Source organism: Maricaulis sp. ABE4_448 (genome assembly GCF_056160825.1).
Genome location: NZ_JBSWXX010000001.1, coordinates 211,554 through 230,485, shown reverse-complemented (window position 1 = coordinate 230,485; position 18,932 = coordinate 211,554). Strand labels below are relative to the sequence as shown.

Genomic DNA, 18,932 nt, shown 5'->3' with positions numbered 1-18,932 from the left:
ACTCGTCCAGAGAATGCTGCTAACACCGCGCGGGCAAGGGAGGGCGCATGTCTGCAAGCGAACATCGGGACCGGCGCAATGCCGCAACACCGGCCAGGATCTTCAGCCTGACGGAAGCGGCGCTGGTCTGGCGTGGCGAGGGTGAAGACGCCCCGGGCGGCCAGGTCGGACTGGCCGATATCGCCCAGGTAAGGCTGAGCGTGGAAATGGCCGGTCAGCAGAGCCAGGTCGTCTGCCGCGTCACCGACACACAGGGGCAGGAGACGGTTTTCGGCTCGATGCGCTGGACGGGCGTGGGCCACTGGGAGCCTGCAGCCGACACATTCAGCGCCCTGTTGCGCGAGCTGCACCTGGCCTTGCTGCCCTATCGCGACGGCATACGCTTCATCGAAGGCTCGTCGATGGTCTTCCTGTTCGTGATGTTCGGATTGGGCGTGGCGCTCACGGCGATCAGCCTGTTCTTCTTCGCCCTGCTCTTCCTGGTACGCGAGCAGGCATCCGGCCTGTTCCTGATCGCCGGTGTGGTTGCAGGCGTCTGGCTGACCCGCCTGTTCTGGCCGCGCGGCCCGAAACCCTATGATCCGGCAACCTATGCCCGGCCCACTACACTACGCGAACCGGACCCGGCCGACGGTGTCTAGTGGACGGAATGCCCGCCCGGTGCCGTATTGCGTGCCTGGAAAGTGACCGCCACTTCGCCGGCCCGTTCAAAGACGAGCGTGCCGTTGACCATATCGCCCTCGGCGACCGGGTCCATGCCGAACACCATCAGGTGCAACCCGCCCGGCGCAAAGGCCAGCGCGCCGGCATCGGTGATGTCCTGCGGACCCACCTGGCGCATCTGCATCATGCCTTCGTCATTCATGGTGTGGGTGTGCAGCTCGATATGGCCGGCGCCCTCCATGCGCGCCTCGACCAGGCGGTCGGCATGGCCCTGCGAGAGCGTTGCCGTGAAATAGGCCGCCGTCACATCGCGACCCTGCGGGTGCGGCCGGATCCAGGCATCGGCGATTTCGACCACCGGGGTAACGCCATCGTCGGGCAGGGGCGCGGCCGCGTCAGCCGTTTCGGCAGGTGCTGTGTGATCCATCCCGCCATGGTCCATCGCGGAGTTCTGGGCGGCGGTGTCGCCGGCCGGTTCGCTGCAGGCTGCCAGGCTGAGGCCGGCAGCAGCGATCAGGGCATAAAGCTTCATTGCTGTCCTCCAGTCGCTACAGGACCGTTCCCTGGAAGGGCCCGCCATGCGGCGAATTGTCCGTCAGTGCTGTTTCATCGCGATCACGGACGATGAGATGATCGATTTTAGTGCCAGAAGCCGATGATTTCCTTGGTTTCCTTGATGATCGGCGCGGCAATCGCATCGGCCTGTTCCGCGCCCTTTTTCAGAATGCGATCGATCTCGGCCCGGTCATCGATCAGCCGGCGGAATTCCTCCGAGATCGGCGCGAGATATTCCACCGCCACATCTGCCAGCGCCGGCTTGAAGGCGCCAAAGCCCTGACCGCCGAATTCGGCGAGGACATCCGCCTTGGTCTTGCCGGTCAGCGCGGCGTAGATGCCGACCAGATTGGACGCTTCGGCGCGGGCTTCCAGGCCTTCCACCGTTTCCGGCAGCGGCTCCGGATCGGTCTTCGCCTTCTTGATCTTGCGGGCGATCGTGTCGGCATCGTCTTCCAGATTGATGCGCGAATTGTCCGACGGATCGGACTTGGACATTTTCGACGTGCCGTCGCGCAGGCTCATAATGCGCGCGCCAGGCCCCTGAATCACCGGCTCGGTGAGCGGGAAAATGGCCTGGCCGTCGCCATAGTCGCGGTTGAAGCGCGCTGCGATATCGCGGCACAGCTCGAGATGCTGTTTCTGGTCCTCGCCTACGGGCACATGAGTTGCCTTGTAGGCGAGGATGTCGGCCGCCTGCAGTACCGGATAGGTCAGAAGGCCGACTGAGGAGCGCTCCTTGTCCTTGCCGCCCTTGTCCTTGAACTGGGTCATCCGCTCGGCCCAGCCCAGGCGCGCCACGCAGTTGAAGATCCAGGCCAGTTGGGCATGCGCCGGCACGGCAGACTGGGCAAAGATGATGCTTTTTTCCGGGTTCACGCCGGCCGCGATGTAAGCCGCGGCCGCAGCGCGAACGGCCCCGGGCAGGGCCTTGGGATCGTGCGGCATGGTGATGGCGTGCATGTCGACCACGCAATAGATGCACTCGGCACCGCCCTCGTCCTGCAGCGCCACCCAGTTCTTCAGCGCGCCCAGATAATTGCCGAGATGCAGGCGACCGGTGGGCTGCATGCCGGAAAAGATGCGCTTGGGACCGGTGTAGTCGGTGGGCGTTTCGCTCATGGTATCATGCCTTGGCAGAAAAGGGTCGGACGGCGCGTCTTACCCAGCCGGAGCCCGCGCCTCAAGAGCGCTTGAGCGCCGTGCGCACTTCGGACAAGCGCAGGGCACCGGTCAGAACCGCGGCAAGCGCGAACACGACAAGGCCTGCCGCGCATACCACGGCAAGCACCAGGAGGGTCGAATTGAACAGCCAGGGATAGAGCCAGTCGAGGTGCTGGTGCGCCAGCAGCAGGAAGCCGGCCATGATCGCACTGGCCACGACAATGCGCGGCACGCGGTTGAGCAGACGGGCATCCGGCTCGAACAGGCCGCGCCGGTGCAATGTCACTGCAAGCAACAGCGTGTTGACCCAGCCGGCGACAGAGGTGGCAATGGCAAGCCCGGCAAAACCCAGCGGCCCGAAGAAGAGCGTCAGACCCAGTGCGAGGTTAATCACCACCCCGACTGTCGCGAACTTCATCGGCGTCATCGTGTCCTGGCGCGCAAAGAAGCCGGGCGAGAGCACCTTGATCAGCACGAAAGCGGGCAGGCCGGCCGCAAAGGCGATCAGCGCCTGGGCGACCATTTGCGCATCCTGGGGCGTGAAGGCGTCGCGCTCATAGATGCCTGTGGCGATGAAGACCGGGATCGCCGCCAGCGCGGCCGCGGCGGGCAGGGTCAGCGCCATGGAAATTTCCAGCGCGCGGTTCATCGCATTGCCCGCCGCCGGCAGATCGCCCGCCCGCAGGCGTGCACTCAGCGTCGGCAGCAGCACCACACCCATTGCGATCCCCACCACGCCCAGCGGCAGCTGGTAGAGGCGGTCGGCATAATAGAGCCAGGACCGCGCGCCTTCCTGCAATGTCGCGATGGAGGAGGTGACGAGGATATTGATCTGGGTGACACCGGCCGCCATCGCGCCGGGCACGCCGAGCACAATCAACCGCCGCACATCCGGAGTGAGTGTCGGCAGGCGCACGGACAGCCGGACCCCGGTCGCCCGGGTTGCCGCCCAAAGCCAGATCAGTTGGGCCACGCCGGATATGCTGACACCGACTGACAACCAGAGCGCCAGCTGGCGGCCTTCAGTCGGGGAAAAGGCGAGAATGCCGATCAGGGTGAGGTTCAGCAGGACCGGCGCTGCAGCGGCCACGGCAAACTTGCCATGCGAGTTGAGGACGCCGCTGAGCATGGCGCTGAGCGACATCATCATGAGGTAGGGCATGGTGATTTGTGTCAGGAGGACCGCGAGACCGAACAGATCCGGATCACCGACGAAACCCGGCCCCAGCGCATACATCAGCCAGGGCATGACCAGTTGTGCCGCAACCACCAGGACCAGCATGGCTGTCAGGAGAACCGACAGGACCTGACGGGCAAACAGCTGGGCCTCGGTCAGACCGTCAGCCTCCAGCTTGCCAGCATAGAGTGGCACGAAGGCGGCGTTGAATGCGCCCTCGGCGAAAATACGCCGGAAAAGATTGGGAAATTGCAGGGCTGTCAGGAATACGTCAGTAACCGCGCCCGCACCCAGCGCCGCCGCCAGCATCATCTCGCGCACAAGACCCAGGACCCGGCTGGCCATGGTGAAAATCCCGACCACCGCCGAGGACCGAAGAAGACGCATGTCGTTACCTCAGAACGCTGGCGCGGGCTCGCGCAATACCACGCTGGGCGGCTTTTTCGTCTGCGGCTGTCTCGCTTTCGCTCAGCACGGCCATCAGACCTTTTTCCACCCGCTCGATGACCTCGGCATCTTCCAGCTTGGCCTGTCCGTGGCTGACATAGAACACGTCGGTCGCCCGTTCGCCATAGCCGTCGATCTGGGCGGAATTGAGCGCCAGACCTTCATCGGCCAGCACGTCTGCCAGATCGGCCAGCAGGCCCGGCCGGTCGCGGCCGGAGGCCTCGATCACCGTGGCGTTCTCGGCAATCTCATTGGAAATCGCCACTGACGGCGTGACGCGGAAGGCGGCATCACGGCGCTGCAGCGGCATGGATTTGCGGCGGCGCACCGTGAGCTCGCCCGTCGCGACCTCGCGCAGATAGGCCACCAGCGCCTGGCGCTGACGCTCATCCTGCTGGCCATAGGGCTGACCGGCCGCGTCCTGGATGTAGAAAATGTCGAAGACCTGGCTCGATGCTGTCGTGTTGATCGTCGCGCCGACGACGTCGGCGCCCATCTCGGCGAAGGCGGCCACGATATCGGCGAAGATGCGCGTACGATCCGGCGACCAGATCATCACCTCGGTCGCGGCGCGCCGGCGGTCCACGCGCACACCGGCCGCTGTCGTCTCCCCCGCCTCGAATGCCCGGCGGACAAAGGCGGCATGGCGGTACCGGTCCTCGCGGCCGAAGGACACCCAATAGGCGTCATTCAGCTCGGCAATCCACCAGGCGGCGAATTCCGGATTGAGCCGGTCCAGCCGCGGCAGCACGGTCTCGCGCTCGGCCCGCGCCCGGTCCGACAGGCTGCGCCGGGCCGACGCCATTGCGTCACCATCGCTGAGCAGTACCGCTTCTGTGGCCGTATAGAGTTCGCGGATCAGCTGGCCTTTCCAGCCATTCCAGACGCCGGGTCCAACAGCACGGATATCAACCACGGTCAGCACGGTGAGCAGGCGCAGCCGCTCGACCGATCCCACAGCCGCCGCGAAATCGGCGACGGTGCGCGGATCGGACAGATCGCGCCGCTGGGCAGTATCGCTCATCAGGAGGTGCGAACGGATCAGCCAAGCCACCAGCTCGGTATCGTCATGGCCCAGGCCCAGGCGTTCACAGGCCGTCAACGCCCGCAGTGCGCCTTCGATACACTGGTCGCCCGCCCCCTTGCCGGTATCGTGCAGCAGGATGGCGAGGTGAAGCGCGCGGCGGTTCTGGATCAGCGGCGCAATCCGCGTCGACAGCGGGTGATCGAGCGGGTGCAGCCCGTCCTCGATCTCGCGCAGCAGGCCGAGCGCCTGCAGCGTATGCTCGTCGACCGTATAGCGGTGATACATGTTGAACTGGGTGCGCGCGACGATATCGCCGAACTCCGGGATATAGCGCCCCAGAACGCCCGCCTCGGTCATCATGCGCAGCACTGCCATCGGCGCCGGACTGTCGAGCAGGACGGCAAAGAAGGCGCGCGCCGCACGCGGGTCGCGGCGGTATTCGTCATCGATCAGATAGAGCGTGCGGCCGATACGGGCGACAGCTTCCGGGTGCAGGTCGAGGCGCCGGGAGGCGGCCATGTGGAAGAAGCGCAGCAGCCGAACCGGGTCCTCGCGGATCTGGGTGGCGTGGGCAAAGTCCAGCCGGCCCTCGCGGATGATGAACTCACCGACATCGGCGCCTTCCTCGTGATCCATGCCCGGCGGCAGAAAGCGGGCCAGCCCTTTCGGCTTGGCCTTCCAGGCATCGGCCTCCAGCTTGGCGCAGACGAGGCGGGTCAGCGCGCCAACGGCCATGGCGGTGCGAAAATAGCGGCGCATGAAACGCTCGACGGCGCTTTCCGTCTCGCTGTCCTGATAACCCATGCGGGCCGCGATCTCCGGCTGCAGGTCGAATGTCAGCCGCTCGTCCTTGCCGCCCGCCAGATCGTGAAGGTGAAAGCGCACGGTCCACAGGAAATCATCCGCCGCCACATAGCGGCTGACATCCTCGACCGAGAGCAGGCGGGAGCCGACCCAGCGTTCGAAGGCGTCCGCGCCATAGAGGAATTGCGCCAGCCAGCGCATCAGTTGCAGATCGCGCAGCCCGCCTTTGCCGGATTTGAGATTGGGCTCGACCGTATAGCGCGAGCGCCCGGCCTTCTCGATCCGCGCATCGCGTTCACGCAGCTTGGCCTCGACAAATCCCTGCAGGTCGCCGGCCACGATCTCCTCGCGGAAACGCTGGGCGAGCGACTGGGTCGCGGTTTCGTCACCCGCCAGATGACGCAGGCTGAGCAGGGCGGTGCGTTCAGAGGCATCCTCGCGCGTCAGATCGAGGGTCTGGTCGATCGTGCGGCAGGCACCGCCGCCGACATCGATCTTCAGATCCCACAGGGCGTAGAGGACTTGCTGCAGGAATCCGTCGGTCTCCGGCCGCTCGCCCTCCGGCTTGACCAGCAGGAGATCGACATCGGAGGACGGGGCCAGCTCGCCGGCCCCGAACCCGCCCTGGGCGCACAGGGCGATGCCAGCTGACCCGACCGGATCGCCGGCGGCCATGGAGTCGAACAGGGCATGCAGGCAGACACTCATCCCGTCCGACAGGACCTGCGCTGCCGCAGCACCGCCGCCCGCGCCGGACAGGCGTGCAAAGGCCTGTTCACGGAAGCCGTCCAGCGCCGAACGGACATGCGCCAGCCCGGCCGAGCGTGCCGCAGGCGAGGTCCAGCCCGACTGCGCCGTGGCAGCAGCCAGTTGCGCCCGCAGTTTCAGGGCGTCGAGCGAGGCGGGCAGGGCGGACCGTGTCATGACGGCGCCAATCTACGCGTGGCGCGGACCGGCGTCACGCCTTCTTCACCAGCGATTTTAGCGCATAGACAAGGTCCAGCGCCTCGCGCGGCGTCAGCGCATCCGGGTCGATCCCGTCCAGCCGCTTTTCCACCTCCGACGGTTCCACGATCGGCGCCTGTTCCGGCTCGGCAACGGCAAAGAGCGGCAGGGTGTCGAGCGCCGCGGCCGGAGCCCCGTCGGACTCCAGGCGCTTGAGGATGGATTTGGCCCGGCTGATCGCCTTGCGCGGCAGACCGGCCCGGCGCGCGACCTCAATGCCGTAGGAGCGGTCGGCCGCCCCGGCTCCGACCTCGTGCAGGAAGACCAGCTCGCCCTTCCACTCCTTCGCCTTGAGCGACACGTTTCCGGCCGCATCGAGATCCTCGGCGAGGCGGGTCAGCTCGTGATAGTGCGTCGCAAAGAGGGCGCGGCAGCGATTGATCTCGTGCAGGTGTTCCGCCGCCGCCCAGGCAATGGAGAGGCCGTCAAAGGTCGCGGTACCGCGGCCGATCTCGTCGAGAATGACAAAGCTGCGCGATGTCGCCTGGTTGAGGATGGCTGCCGTCTCGATCATCTCGGCCATGAAAGTCGAACGGCCGCGCGCCAGATCGTCGGCCGCGCCGACGCGGGAATAAAGCCGGTCGGCGACGCCGATCTCGGCGCGTTCCGCGGGGACATAGCAGCCCGCCTGGGCCAGCATGAGGATCAGGGCATTCTGGCGCAGGAAGGTCGATTTACCCGCCATGTTGGGGCCGGTAACGAAGGTCAGACGAGCCGCATTTTCCCCAGAACCGTCCAGTTGGCAGGAATTGGGGGTGAAGCGTCCTTCCCCGGATTTGGCCAGCGCGCGCTCGACCACAGGATGGCGGCCGCTCTCGACAGAAAACACAAATGAATCAGTAATTTGTGGCCTGCACGCCCCGGCCTCTTCAGCCCATTCCGCAAGCGCCGCAGACACATCGAGTTCTGCCAGAGCGGCCGTCGCAAGGCGGATAATGCCTGCCAGCGCCTCCACACGATCGCGCAGGCCGGCGAAGGTCTCGACCTCCATCGCCAGCGCCCGCTCGCCAGCACTTGCGATCTTCGATTCAAGCTCCGCCAGCTCGGTCGTGGTGAAGCGCACCGCATTCGCCATGGTCTGGCGGTGGATGAAGGTGTCGTCGCCCATCAGCGCATCGGCATGACGTGCCGTCACTTCCACGAAATAGCCCAGCACATTATTGTGCTTCACCTTCAGACTCGAAACGCCGCTCGCCTCGGCATAGGTCTGCTGCAGACCGGCAACGATGCGGCGCGAGGCGTCGCGCAATTGCCGGGTCTCATCCAGTTCGGGCATCCAGCCTTCCGCCACGAACCCGCCATCGCGTGCCAGCAAGGGCGGCTCGTCGACAATGGCCTGGTCAAGATCGCCGACCAGGGCTGCGAGCTCGGGCTTGTCGGCCAGGGTCAGCGCCGCGATCCCCTCGACGATGCGTTGCGGGGGACGGTCGAGCTGGGCATCCAGCAGGCGTGCAGCAATCGCCTCGCCCTCCTGCAGCGCACCGCTCAGCGCCTTGAGATCGCGCGGACCACCGCGGCCGACGAGCAGGCGCGACAGGCCGCGTTCGGCATCGCCGGCGGACTTCAGACGGTCGCGCAATTGCCGGCGCAAACCGGCCTCGCGCTCGAACCAGGCGACGGCGTCCAGCCGCGCCTCGATCGCGGCGACATCGGTCAACGGACGCGCCAGCCGGTCGGCCAGCGCCCGCGCACCCGGCGCGGTGACAGTCCGGTCGATTGCACCGAGCAGCGAACCGTGGCGGTCACCGGACAGGGTGCGGTCGATTTCCAGGCTGGCCCGGGTCGCCGGATCGATGGCCAGGACACTGCCCTCACGGGCCTGGCGCGGCGGCGAGAGCTTGGCCGGAGCACCGGCCTGGGAGAGGGCGAGATAGTCCAGCAGCGCCCCCAGCGCCGCGCGCTCGGCCTTCGAGAAATCCCCGAACGCGGTCAGCTCCTGCACCTCGAACTGGGCCTTGAGCTGCCGCTCCGCCGAGGCGACATCGAACTTGGCCCGCGGCAAAGGCGTGAGCGTGGCGCGCGGCAGGAGGCCTGCCGCCTCGCCGAACCGGCTCTCCTCGACCAGCAGCTCGGCCGGATTCATCGCCGCCAGCTCCGCCGTCAGGGCGTCCCCCGCAACGGCGCAGACCGCAAACTCGCCAGTCGAGATATCCGCCCAGGCGATGGCGTTCTCGCCGGTCGCCAGCTGGGCCAGGGCGGCGATACGGTTGGCCGAACGCGGGTCGAGCAGGCTGTCCTCGGTCAGCGTGCCGGGTGTGACGATGCGGGTGATCGCGCGCTGTACGACCGCCTTGGATCCGCGCGCCTTGGCCGCCTTGGGGTCCTCGATCTGTTCGCCCACGGCGACCTTGAAGCCGGCCTTGATCAGCCGTGCCAGATAGGCCTCGGCCGTGGCCGCCGGCACGCCGCACATCGGGATCGGCTCACCCTGGTGTTCGCCGCGCTTGGTCAGCGCGATGTCCAGCGCGGCCGCTGCCCGCACCGCATCGTCGAAGAAGAGCTCGTAGAAATCGCCCATGCGGTAGAAAAGCAGAGCATCACCCGGCGCCTGCGACCGCAGGGCCAGGAATTGCTCCATCATCGGCGTGGCGCCCTCGGCTGAGGGAAAGGCACGATCGGCAGGCATGGGAAGGCTGGACAGGACGTTCATCGGCGCAGACGGTGGCGAGGTTTCACCTTGCGTGCAAGGGTGGGAAGCGGCTAGAGCCCATACGATTGTCCATAATCAAAATAAAGCAGGGAAAACGGGGATGAACGACAGAACCAGCCACGTCGAGGACGAAGAAGCGCTCGCCTTTCACAAGGAGCCCGTTCCCGGCAAGCTCGCCCTGTCTCCGACCAAGCCGATGGCGACGCAGCGCGATCTCTCGCTGGCCTATTCGCCGGGCGTGGCTGCGCCGGTCAAGGCGATCGCGGAGAACCCCGACGCGGTCTACGACTACACCTCCAAGGGCAATATGGTCGCGGTGATCTCCAACGGGACCGCCATTCTCGGCCTGGGCGATCTGGGCGCCATGGCGTCCAAGCCCGTGATGGAAGGCAAGGCAGTGCTGTTCAAGCGCTTTGCCGATATCGACGCGATGGACATCGAGGTCGAGGAAACCGATGCCGACGCCTTCATCGAATGCGTCAAGCGCATCGGCAACACATTCGGCGGCATCAATCTGGAAGACATCAAGGCGCCGGAAAGCTTCATCATCGAACAGCGCCTGCGCGAACTGCTCGACGTGCCGGTCTTTCATGACGACCAGCACGGCACGGCGATCATCTCCGTTGCCGGCATCATCAATGCCTGTGACATCACCGGCCGCAAGATCAGCGATCTGAAAGTCGTGGTGAACGGCGCCGGTGCGGCCGGTATTGCCGTGCTCGAGCTTCTCAAGGCGATGGGCGTCAAACACGAGAACGCGCTGCTGTGCGACTCCAAGGGGGTCATCCATGCCGGGCGCGACGGGCTGAACCAGTGGAAAGCGGCGCATGCCGCCGACACGGATCGCCGCTCGCTGGCCGAAGCGCTGGACGGCGCCGACTGCTTCCTCGGCCTGTCGGTCGCCGGTGCGGTGACCCAGGACATGGTCAAGTCGATGGCCAAGGACCCGATCATCTTCGCGATGGCCAATCCGGATCCCGAGATCAAGCCGGAAGACGTGCGCGCCGTGCGCGATGACGCCATCATCGCCACGGGCCGCTCGGACTATCCCAACCAGGTCAATAATGTCCTCGGCTTCCCCTATATCTTCCGCGGCGCCCTGGATGTGCGCGCCCGCACGATCAATGAAGAGATGAAGATCGCCGCGGCCCGCGCCTTGGCGGCGTTGGCCCGCGAGGACGTGCCGGACGAGGTGGCCGCCGCCTATCACGGCTCGCGCCCGTCATTCGGCCGCGACTACATCATCCCCTCGCCCTTCGATCCGCGGCTCATCCACTATGTGCCGCCCTATGTTGCCCAGGCTGCGATGGATACCGGCGTCGCGCGCAAGCCGATCGCCGACATGACCGCCTACCGGGCCTCGCTGGCCCGGCGCCTCGACCCGACCGCTGCCCTGCTGCAGCGCATCCAGGGCGCGGTGATGGGGCATGGGCGCCGCATCGTCTTTGCCGAAGGCGAGGAGCCGTCGGTGATCCGCGCCGCCTATGCCTTCCAGAACCAGGAGCTAGGCAAGGCCGTCCTGGTCGGTCGCGAAGAGATCACCCGCGCCAACATGCGCCAGGTCGGTGTGCCGGAAGACGCGATCGAGATCGTCAATGCCCGCCTCTCGGACCGCAATGCCGATTATGCCGACTTCCTCTACGAACGCCTGCAGCGAAAGGGCTATCTGCGCCGCGACGTGCAGCGCCTGGTCAATAATGACCGGAACGTCTTCTCTGCCTGTATGGTGAAGCTGGGCGATGCCGACGGTATGGTGACGGGCACGACGCGTTCCTATGCCGCGGCGCTGAGCGATGTCGGCCTCGTGCTCGACCCCGCTCCGGGCCAGCGCGTTATGGGCATGTCCATCGCGCTCGCGAAAAACCGTACGCTGTTCATTGCCGACACTAATATCGCCGAGTTCCCCGACAGCGAGGCGCTCGCCGATATCGCCACGGAAACCGCTGCGGCCGCAAAAGGCTTCGGCTTCACACCGCGCGTCGCCTTCCTGTCCTATTCCACCTTCGGCAATCCGCAGGGCCAGCGCTCCGACAAGCTGCAGGAAGCCGTGCGTCTGCTCGACGAGCGGGGCGTGAACTTCGAGTACGAGGGCGAGATGAATGTCGATGTGGCGCTCGACCCGTCACACCGCTTCCTTTACCCCTTCTCGCGTCTGAAGGGGCCGGCCAATGTGCTGATCATGCCGGCCATCCACGCCGCCTCCATCGCCACCAAGCTGCTGCGCGTGGCCGGCGGGGCGACCGTGATCGGCCCGATGCTGGTCGGTGTCGAAAAACCCGTGCAGATCGCCCGCCTCGGCGCCTCGGTCAGCGAAATCACCACACTGGCAGCCCTCGCCGCCTACGACCCGGAAAAGCACGAGGTGGAGAGCACGCTGGCGGAGTAGGGCTACTCCGCCTCCACCGTCTCGCGCTCGGCGAATTTCTCTTCGCCGCGCGCACCCGGCGGTCCGCGGAAAGCGACCAGAACCAGCAAGGCGGCGGCGGGCAGCGTCCAGGCCGCCGTCAGCACGAAGAACATCACCCAGCCGACCGCATCCGCCAGCACGCCGGAAAAGCCCGACAGGAATTTCGCAAACAGGGCATAAAAGGAGCTGAGCAGCGCGTACTGCGTCGCCGCATTCGCCGGATCGACGAGGCTGGACAGATAGGCAATGAAGACGGTGGTCACGAAACCGCCGGCCAGATTGTCGCCGACGATGGCGATGGCAAGTTTCCAGGCATCGTCAGGCTGTGCCGTCGCGGCCAGCCAAGCATAGGCACCATTGGTCACGAAGGTAATGCCCAGGCCGACCATCAAGGCCCGCATCATGCCGATACGATAGGCCACCACACCGCCCAGGAACAGGCCGAACAGCGTTGACGCAAGCCCCGGCCCGCCCTGGATACCGCCGACGACTGCACGGTCGAATTCCAGGTCGGAATAGAGCGGGGCAGCCATCACACCCATGGTGAAGTCGCTCATCCGGTAGAGCGAGATCAGCGCAAAGACCGGGATGATCCACCAGCCCAACCGGCCGAAAATGGCCTTGAAGGGCTCATAGACGGCCTTGGCGACCTTCAGCCCGAAACCACCCTCCAACTCACGCTTCCCAGCCCCGGCCTTCGGTTCCTTCATTGCAAAGACGAGGCCGGCAGAAACGAGCATGGCACCGGCCATGGCGAGGAAGGACACGTCCCAGTCAGCCCATTCTGAAATGGCGAGGCCCAGGCCGGAGGTCATGTAGGCGATGCGGTAGCCAAAGGAGTAGGCGGCCGCCATGTTGGCCTGCATGTCGTTCGGCGCAGACTCGATCCGCCAGGCATCGATGGCCACATCCAGCGTCGCACCCGAATAGGCCAGCAGGAGTGCGGCGATGGCGACCGGGACAAGGCTGACCAGCGGGTCGGTCTGCGAGATGATGACCAGCGCGATCACCGTTCCGGAGATCGCCGTAACAATCCAGGAGCGGCGCGCGCCGAGCAGGCTGTGCAGGACCGGGATCTTCATCCGGTCGACGATCGGTGCCCACAGCCATTTCAGCGTATAGGACAGGGTGACGAAGTAGAAAAAGCCGATCGTCGAGCGCTCGATACCGGCATCGCGCAGCCAGTAGGACAGTTTCTGGAACACCATGTAGAGCGGCAGGCCCGACGCGAAACCCAGGATCAGCATGGAGATCATGACCGGGGTGAAGTAGACGGTGAGCGTCTTGAGCCAGGTGGTGCGGCCAGCCGCACCGATCTCCGCATTGCTGTCGGCCATGTCCCTGAAACTCCAGCGGGGTTGAGATCAGCCCATGCTGGCCCGCTTTTGCCGTCCGCACAAGTTAACGAGGACGGCGGTCAGGCGGTCGGGGTCGAGGGGTTTGGAGAGGAATTCGTCCATCCCGGCACCAAGGCACAGCTTGCGGTCGCTTTCCGAGGCATTGGCGGTCAGCGCGATCAGCGGCAGGGTGAGCCCGGCTTCGCGCGCCTTTCGGGCGACATCCGGCCCGTCGCGCTTGGGCATGCGCTGATCGAGCAGGGCCGCATCGAATTCCTGCACCGCCAGCGCTTCGCTGGCGGCTTCACCATCGGTCACGAGCGTGACGGCAATGCCCAGGCTTTCCAGGCATTTGCGGGCGATGAGCGCGTTGACCGGATCGTCTTCGGCGACCAGCAGGCTGAGGCCGGAAACATCGGGCTGCACGGATGGCCGCCCGGCTGCGTCGGTGTCCGGCGCGTCCTCCCGGCCCGTCAACCGGTCGATCAGGGTTGCCGGCCGCACCGGTTTGACGAACCAGCCCTCGCCGGGCCCGGCCGCTTCAATGACCGCTTCCTTCTGGTCCGGCGTGACCAGGTGCCAGGTCCGCACGACGCCGGTTTCGGCTGCCGCCGCGGCCCAGACCGGTTCGACAAGTAGTTCCCGGCCATCGGCCTCCGCGGCCAGCATGTCGGGCGAGTCGATCGCCAGCGCGTCGGCGCCGAACGCCTGCAGCTGGTCGCACAGGCTGTTCCGCAGAACGGCATTGGGTGCCGCGACCGCGACCCGATGGCCCATCAGCGGCTGTGCATCCATCACCGCCTCGACGGGCAGGTCGAACACGACCCAGAATTTCGCGCCTTCGCCCAGCCGGCTCTCCAGACCCATCGTGCTGTCCATGGCTTCCACGAGGCGGCGGACCATGGCGAGCCCCAGGCCCGCGCCCCCCTCGGCGCCATCACGTTCCGCAGCACCGCGTTCAAAATGCTCGAACAGGGTCTGCTGATCGGCTTCGGCGATGCCGGGCCCGGTATCGCTGACCGAGAGCGCCAGACGTACCGCGCCATCCGCGCCGGGTGTGCCGTTAATGTCGACCCGCACACCGCCGGACCGGGTGAATTTCACTGCATTGCCGATCAGATTGAAGAGGATCTGGCGCAGGCGCGCGGCGTCGCCGATGACACGCACCGGCGCACCCGCGGCATGGACGACCCCGATTTCCAGGCCCTTTTCCCGGGCTGGCGGCGCGGCAAGTTCGACGGTCTCGCGCACCAGTTCGACGACATCAACCGCTTCGGGGCGCAGGTCGAGCTTGCCGGCCTCAAGGCGCGACAAATCGAGAATGTCATCCACCATCGCCAATGCATGATCGGCCGATGTGGCGATCGAGCGGACATAGTCGGCCTGGTCCGGACGCAGCGGCGTGGCTTCCAGCAGGCGGGCAACGCCGAGCGCGCCGGCCAGCGGCGTGCGCAATTCATGCGTGACCGCGGCGAAGAACAGGGACTTGGCACGCTGCGACGCTTCCAGATCGTCATGCGCCTCACGGCGGCGGGTGACATCGCGGCCGACGGAGATCACACCGCCATCGTCGGGGAGGAGGCGCTCGTCCCATTCGATCCAGAGCGGACCGGAGCGCGTGCGCATCAGCATTTCATAGCGGCGCTGGTCGGCGGTTGAGACCGGCGGCGCGACGGAGAACCAGCGGCCGACCCAGTCGGTGCGCTCGCCGCCAAAGGCCTTGAGAAAGGCGGCATTGACGTAGAGCACGCGGCCGCTGTGGCCGCGCACCAGCATCAGCTCGCCGGCCGCGTCGAGCGCTGTGAGAAGAACGGCATCGAGCGAGGGTTCGGCCTGCAGCCGGCGCGGCTCGGTTTTTCTGGCTTGGCCGGCGTGGTCGACGCCACAGCCCGCCGCACGCCGGAACTTGGGGTCACTCGCAGACGCAAGCTCAGCCCCGGCGCCCGCGCGCCGGCCTGTGTCGTCCTGCCTGTCACCCTCGCCCGGGGCGCCGGCGCGGGACCCATCCCGCGGCGGCGCCCCGGGCAGGAGCCCGGAGGATCCGTCTTCGCCGTCCCGTTTCATGCCCTCCTGTCTAACAGGGGACGGTTAACGAAGCGTCGTGACCGGCCCGCGCCCGCGCGCAGCGCAACGCCGCGCGTGGTCCAACGCCGGGCGCAATCCGGCATTGGCAGGAGGTTGCGCCGCACCGGATTGCGCCCGGGCCTCCGGAGCCCGGCTCTGAGCTGGCGCTCACAACGGCGCCCTCTGCCTTGCCAAAGATGGACCGGCCACAACACGGCGATCCGCTTGATCATGCTGCCTACTGCGCGGCCAGCATCCCACCCGCAGACACCTGCGTCGCCTCGAACAGGCCGCGCCGGCAGGCCAGCGCTTCGGCAATATGGACCCGGCGCACACCCTCCTGACCTTCCAGGTCAGCAATGGTCCGGGCAACGCGCAAGACGCGGTGATAGGAGCGGGCGGTGAGATTGTGCGCCGTCGCGGCTTCGTTGAGCAGGGCCTCGCCCGGCCGGTCCGGTGTGGCGACATGGTCGAGTATGTCGGTTGGCAGATGCGCGTTGAGAAAACCGCGCGCGGTCTGGATGTCGCGGGCGCGGGCAACACGCCGGGCAGCCTCGGTTGAACCTTCGGCCGGTGGCGGTAACGCCAGATCGGCCGGCGTGACGGCCGGAACGTGGATTTGCAGGTCGATCCGATCGAGCATCGGACCGGAGATGCGCGCCTGGTAGTCGCGGGCGCAGCGCGGACCGCGGCGGCAGCCGGTTCCGCCATCCCCGCCGCCGCCACAGCGACAGGGATTCATGGCAGCAACCAGTTGAAAGCGTGCCGGGTAGACGATGTGGGCATTTGCCCGGGCGACAGTGATCGAGCCGGTTTCCAGGGGCTGGCGCAAACTGTCGAGCACCTGGGGATGGAATTCCGGCATTTCGTCCAGGAACAGAACCCCGCGATGCGCCAGTGAGGCCTCGCCGGGCCGGGCGCGCATGCCCCCGCCCACCATCGCTGCCATCGAGGCCGAATGGTGCGGCGAGCGGAAGGGACGGGTCCGCGTCAGCCGGCCGCGCTCGAGCAGGCCGGCGACCGAGTGGATCATCGAAACATCGAGCAGTTCTTCCGGTGCCAGGGCGGGCAAGAGGCCCGGCAGGCGCTCGGCCATCATCGACTTGCCCGAGCCGGGCGGACCGACCATGAGGAGATTGTGATGCCCGGCAGCAGCGATCTCGAGCGCACGCTTGGCGGCTTCCTGGCCGCGCACCTGTGCGAGGTCGGGTCCCGTGCCGGCATCGAGCAGTTCACCCGGTACCGGGCGGGCGAGCACCTGGGTGCCCTTGAAGTGGTTGATCAGCTGGATCAGCGTCGCCGGTGCAAGAATGGCCAGATCGCCGCCGGCCCAGGCCGCTTCGGCACCGCTCGCTTCCGGACAGATCAACGACAGGCCGGCCGCGTTGGCGGCAACCGCCGCCGGCAGCGCGCCGGGCGACGAGCGGATGCGCGCATCCGCGCCCAGCTCACCGAACACGAGATGCCCCTCGACCGCGTCCTTGGGCAGAATGCCCATTTCCGCGAGCACGCTGACAGCGATCGGCAGGTCAAAATGCGCGCCCTCCTTGGGACGGTCGGCCGGCGCGAGATTGACGATCAGCCGCTTGGACGGCAGCGAAAGCCCCAGCGCCGCAAACGCCGCTCGCACCCGCTCCCGGCTTTCAGTGACCGCCTTGTCGCCCAAACCGACGACCGAGAAGATCGGCTGCTGGCCACCTGCCACCTGAACTTGTACGTCAACCAGGCCCGCTTCGGCCCCGTCGAACGCCACCGATGTCGTTCGCGCCGCCATGCTTTCTCCCTGACGAACCGGGAAACAGAATCGGCGAGCAGCCGCATGTGTCGCAGAATCCCACTCATCGTGCCATTCTGCCACAACCACCCGTCGACCACCCTAAAGGCCTATTATGACAGGGTTTTCCACAGACCCTGTCCACACCCGGATCAAAACAGGAACACAGAGTGAACGAATACACCTGACACGTCAAGCGTGTATTTTACGCCGCCAGCTTTTTCGCGACACAATCCCAGAAAACGGCGCAGGTATCGATCCCGGAGAAGCGTTTGAGCTCCTGCACACCGGTCGGCGAAGTGACGTTGATTTCCGTCATCCGGCCGCCGATCACATCGATCCCGACCAGGACCAGACCCCGCTCGCGCAGGATCGGTCCGATCGCAGCGCAGATGGCGCGGTCGGCGTCATCAAGATCGGACGCCTCGGCGACACCGCCGACATGCATGTTCGATCGGGTCTCGCCTTTTTGCGGTACGCGGTTGATCGCACCAACCGGCTCGCCATCGATCAGCAGAACGCGCTTATCGCCCTTCTCGACCGCCGGCAGGAAGGCTTGGGCGACGACGGGTTCACGCGATTGTGCAAAGAACATTTCCAGCAGCGAGGAGAAGTTGCCGTCACCGGGGCGCAGCCGGAAGACACCCGCGCCGCCATTGCCGTAGAGCGGCTTGATGATGATGTCGGAATGCGTGTCACGAAAGGCGCGCAGCGCGCCGATATCGCGCGAGATCAGCGTCGGCGGGATCAGGTCCGGGAACATCAGCGGCAGAATCTTTTCCGGACTGGAGCGCACCCAGGCCGGGTCGTTGAGCACCAGGGTCCGGCCCTTGAGAAATTCCAGGATGTGCGCGGCGGTCTGGTAGGCCATGTCGAAGGGCGGGTCCTGGCGCATCAGGACGACATCGACATCCTCGGCCAGGTCCAGCATGACCGGCTCGCCGAGATCGGCATGATTGCCCTGCTCGTGCCGCACAGTCACCGGACGCGCCCGCGCCAGCACACGGCCCTGCAGCCAGACCAGCTGGTCGGGATGGTAGACGAAGAGCTCGGCGCCGCGGGCCTGGGCCTCTTCCATAAGGGCGAACGTGGTATCTGCATCCACATTCACCGTCTCGATCGGGTCCATCTGGACCGCAACGCGCATGGTCATCAACGTGTCTCCGGGGCACCCAGCAATTGCGGTCCGGAGTTAGGGGTTTCCACCGCCGGATCAAGAGCCGGACGCGCTTCCCCTTCACACACTTCTGCCCGCAGTTCGCCGCGGGCCGGCAGATCTGTGGGCACGCCGTCAATGCGCACATATGTGATCACTTCTTCCACACCCTCAACCAGCGCGGCGTGTCCGGCAGCACGCTCGAGCTCGGCCCGGTTGCGGGCAACGCCAAGCAGGTAGACACGGCTGGCCCGGGTCTCGACATTGAAGTTTATCGAACGGATCTCCCGATCGGCTGCCAGGCGCGCATTCACCCGCGCGGTGATCTGGCCGTCGCGCACCCGGTTGCGGAAGCCGTCTCCCGGACCGATCTCCAGCTCGTTGGCGACATTGCGCACGGCGACCGACGACCAGGCGAGGCATTCCGCCATGCGCCGGTCGGATTCCCGCGGCACGGCGCCGGTCAGAAGCGCGATCCCCTCGGTGACCTCCACATCGACCCCGTCAAGCACATAACCTTCGGTGCGCAGCATCGCCGCCTTGATCGAGACGGACGCATTGGTGTCGTCGAGCTGGCGGCCGATGGAGCGCTCGTCCTGCACCGTTGAACAGGCGGTCAACAGGGCGAAGACAGGCAGGGCCAGAATGCGGAACATGGGGACACTCTCCAGTCGAATCGTGCGGTTCACTCTACGCGATGGG

General features: G+C 66.3%; 12 protein-coding genes. 2 read left to right on the top strand and 10 right to left on the bottom strand.

The genetic code is table 11. The features are described 5' to 3' along the window. Positions 1–47 precede the first annotated feature (47 nt). Entirely contained in the window at positions 48–641 is a 594-nt protein-coding gene (locus ACXAJV_RS01165) for a hypothetical protein (RefSeq protein WP_475080972.1), read from the top strand. Here the strand turns inward: ACXAJV_RS01165 and ACXAJV_RS01160 are convergent. The 5 genes from ACXAJV_RS01160 to mutS all read right to left on the bottom strand — a co-directional run bounded on the left by ACXAJV_RS01160 (position 638) and on the right by mutS (position 9,492). Continuing rightward, positions 638–1,195 carry a copper chaperone PCu(A)C gene (locus tag ACXAJV_RS01160; protein ID WP_475080970.1) on the bottom strand — a complete coding sequence of 186 codons (558 nt, stop codon included), beginning with the start codon at positions 1,193–1,195 and terminating at the stop codon, positions 638–640. The two genes, ACXAJV_RS01165 and ACXAJV_RS01160, sit on opposite strands and share 4 nt — an antisense overlap. 107 nt (positions 1,196–1,302) lie before the next feature. Next, on the bottom strand, positions 1,303–2,340 hold the full coding sequence (trpS, locus tag ACXAJV_RS01155) for a tryptophan--tRNA ligase (protein ID WP_475080967.1): 1,038 nt from the start codon (positions 2,338–2,340) through the stop codon (positions 1,303–1,305). A 61-nt stretch (positions 2,341–2,401) separates the two neighbouring features. Then, a complete protein-coding gene (gene murJ, locus ACXAJV_RS01150; RefSeq protein WP_475080965.1) occupies positions 2,402–3,946 on the bottom strand; it encodes a murein biosynthesis integral membrane protein MurJ in 1,545 nt (514 codons plus the stop codon). A gap of 4 nt (positions 3,947–3,950) precedes the next feature. Then, positions 3,951–6,761: a [protein-PII] uridylyltransferase gene (locus tag ACXAJV_RS01145; protein WP_475080963.1), complete on the bottom strand. Its 2,811-nt coding sequence runs from the start codon at positions 6,759–6,761 to the stop codon at positions 3,951–3,953. Positions 6,762–6,795: 34 nt separating this feature from the next. After that, a complete protein-coding gene (gene mutS, locus ACXAJV_RS01140; protein WP_475080961.1) occupies positions 6,796–9,492 on the bottom strand; it encodes a DNA mismatch repair protein MutS in 2,697 nt (898 codons plus the stop codon). A gap of 100 nt (positions 9,493–9,592) precedes the next feature. Between mutS and ACXAJV_RS01135 the strand changes: the two genes are divergently transcribed. After that, positions 9,593–11,878: an NADP-dependent malic enzyme gene (locus ACXAJV_RS01135; RefSeq protein WP_475080959.1), complete on the top strand. Its 2,286-nt coding sequence runs from the start codon at positions 9,593–9,595 to the stop codon at positions 11,876–11,878. Positions 11,879–11,880: 2 nt separating this feature from the next. On the opposite strand, the gene ACXAJV_RS01130 is transcribed toward ACXAJV_RS01135, so the two are convergent. The 5 genes from ACXAJV_RS01130 to ACXAJV_RS01110 form a co-directional block, all read right to left on the bottom strand. Next, positions 11,881–13,236, bottom strand: coding sequence for an AmpG family muropeptide MFS transporter (locus tag ACXAJV_RS01130; RefSeq protein ID WP_475080958.1), 1,356 nt, complete (start codon positions 13,234–13,236; stop codon positions 11,881–11,883). A 27-nt stretch (positions 13,237–13,263) separates the two neighbouring features. Continuing rightward, positions 13,264–15,300, bottom strand: coding sequence for an ATP-binding protein (locus ACXAJV_RS01125; protein WP_475080956.1), 2,037 nt, complete (start codon positions 15,298–15,300; stop codon positions 13,264–13,266). A 238-nt stretch (positions 15,301–15,538) separates the two neighbouring features. Continuing rightward, a complete protein-coding gene (locus ACXAJV_RS01120; protein WP_475080954.1) occupies positions 15,539–17,074 on the bottom strand; it encodes a YifB family Mg chelatase-like AAA ATPase in 1,536 nt (511 codons plus the stop codon). Positions 17,075–17,279: 205 nt separating this feature from the next. Continuing rightward, a complete protein-coding gene (gene gshB / locus ACXAJV_RS01115; protein ID WP_475080951.1) occupies positions 17,280–18,227 on the bottom strand; it encodes a glutathione synthase in 948 nt (315 codons plus the stop codon). Continuing rightward, entirely contained in the window at positions 18,227–18,886 is a 660-nt protein-coding gene (locus ACXAJV_RS01110; protein WP_475080949.1) for a BON domain-containing protein, read from the bottom strand. Before ACXAJV_RS01110 ends, gshB begins: the two co-directional genes overlap by 1 nt. Between the last annotated feature and the right edge of the window lie 46 nt (positions 18,887–18,932).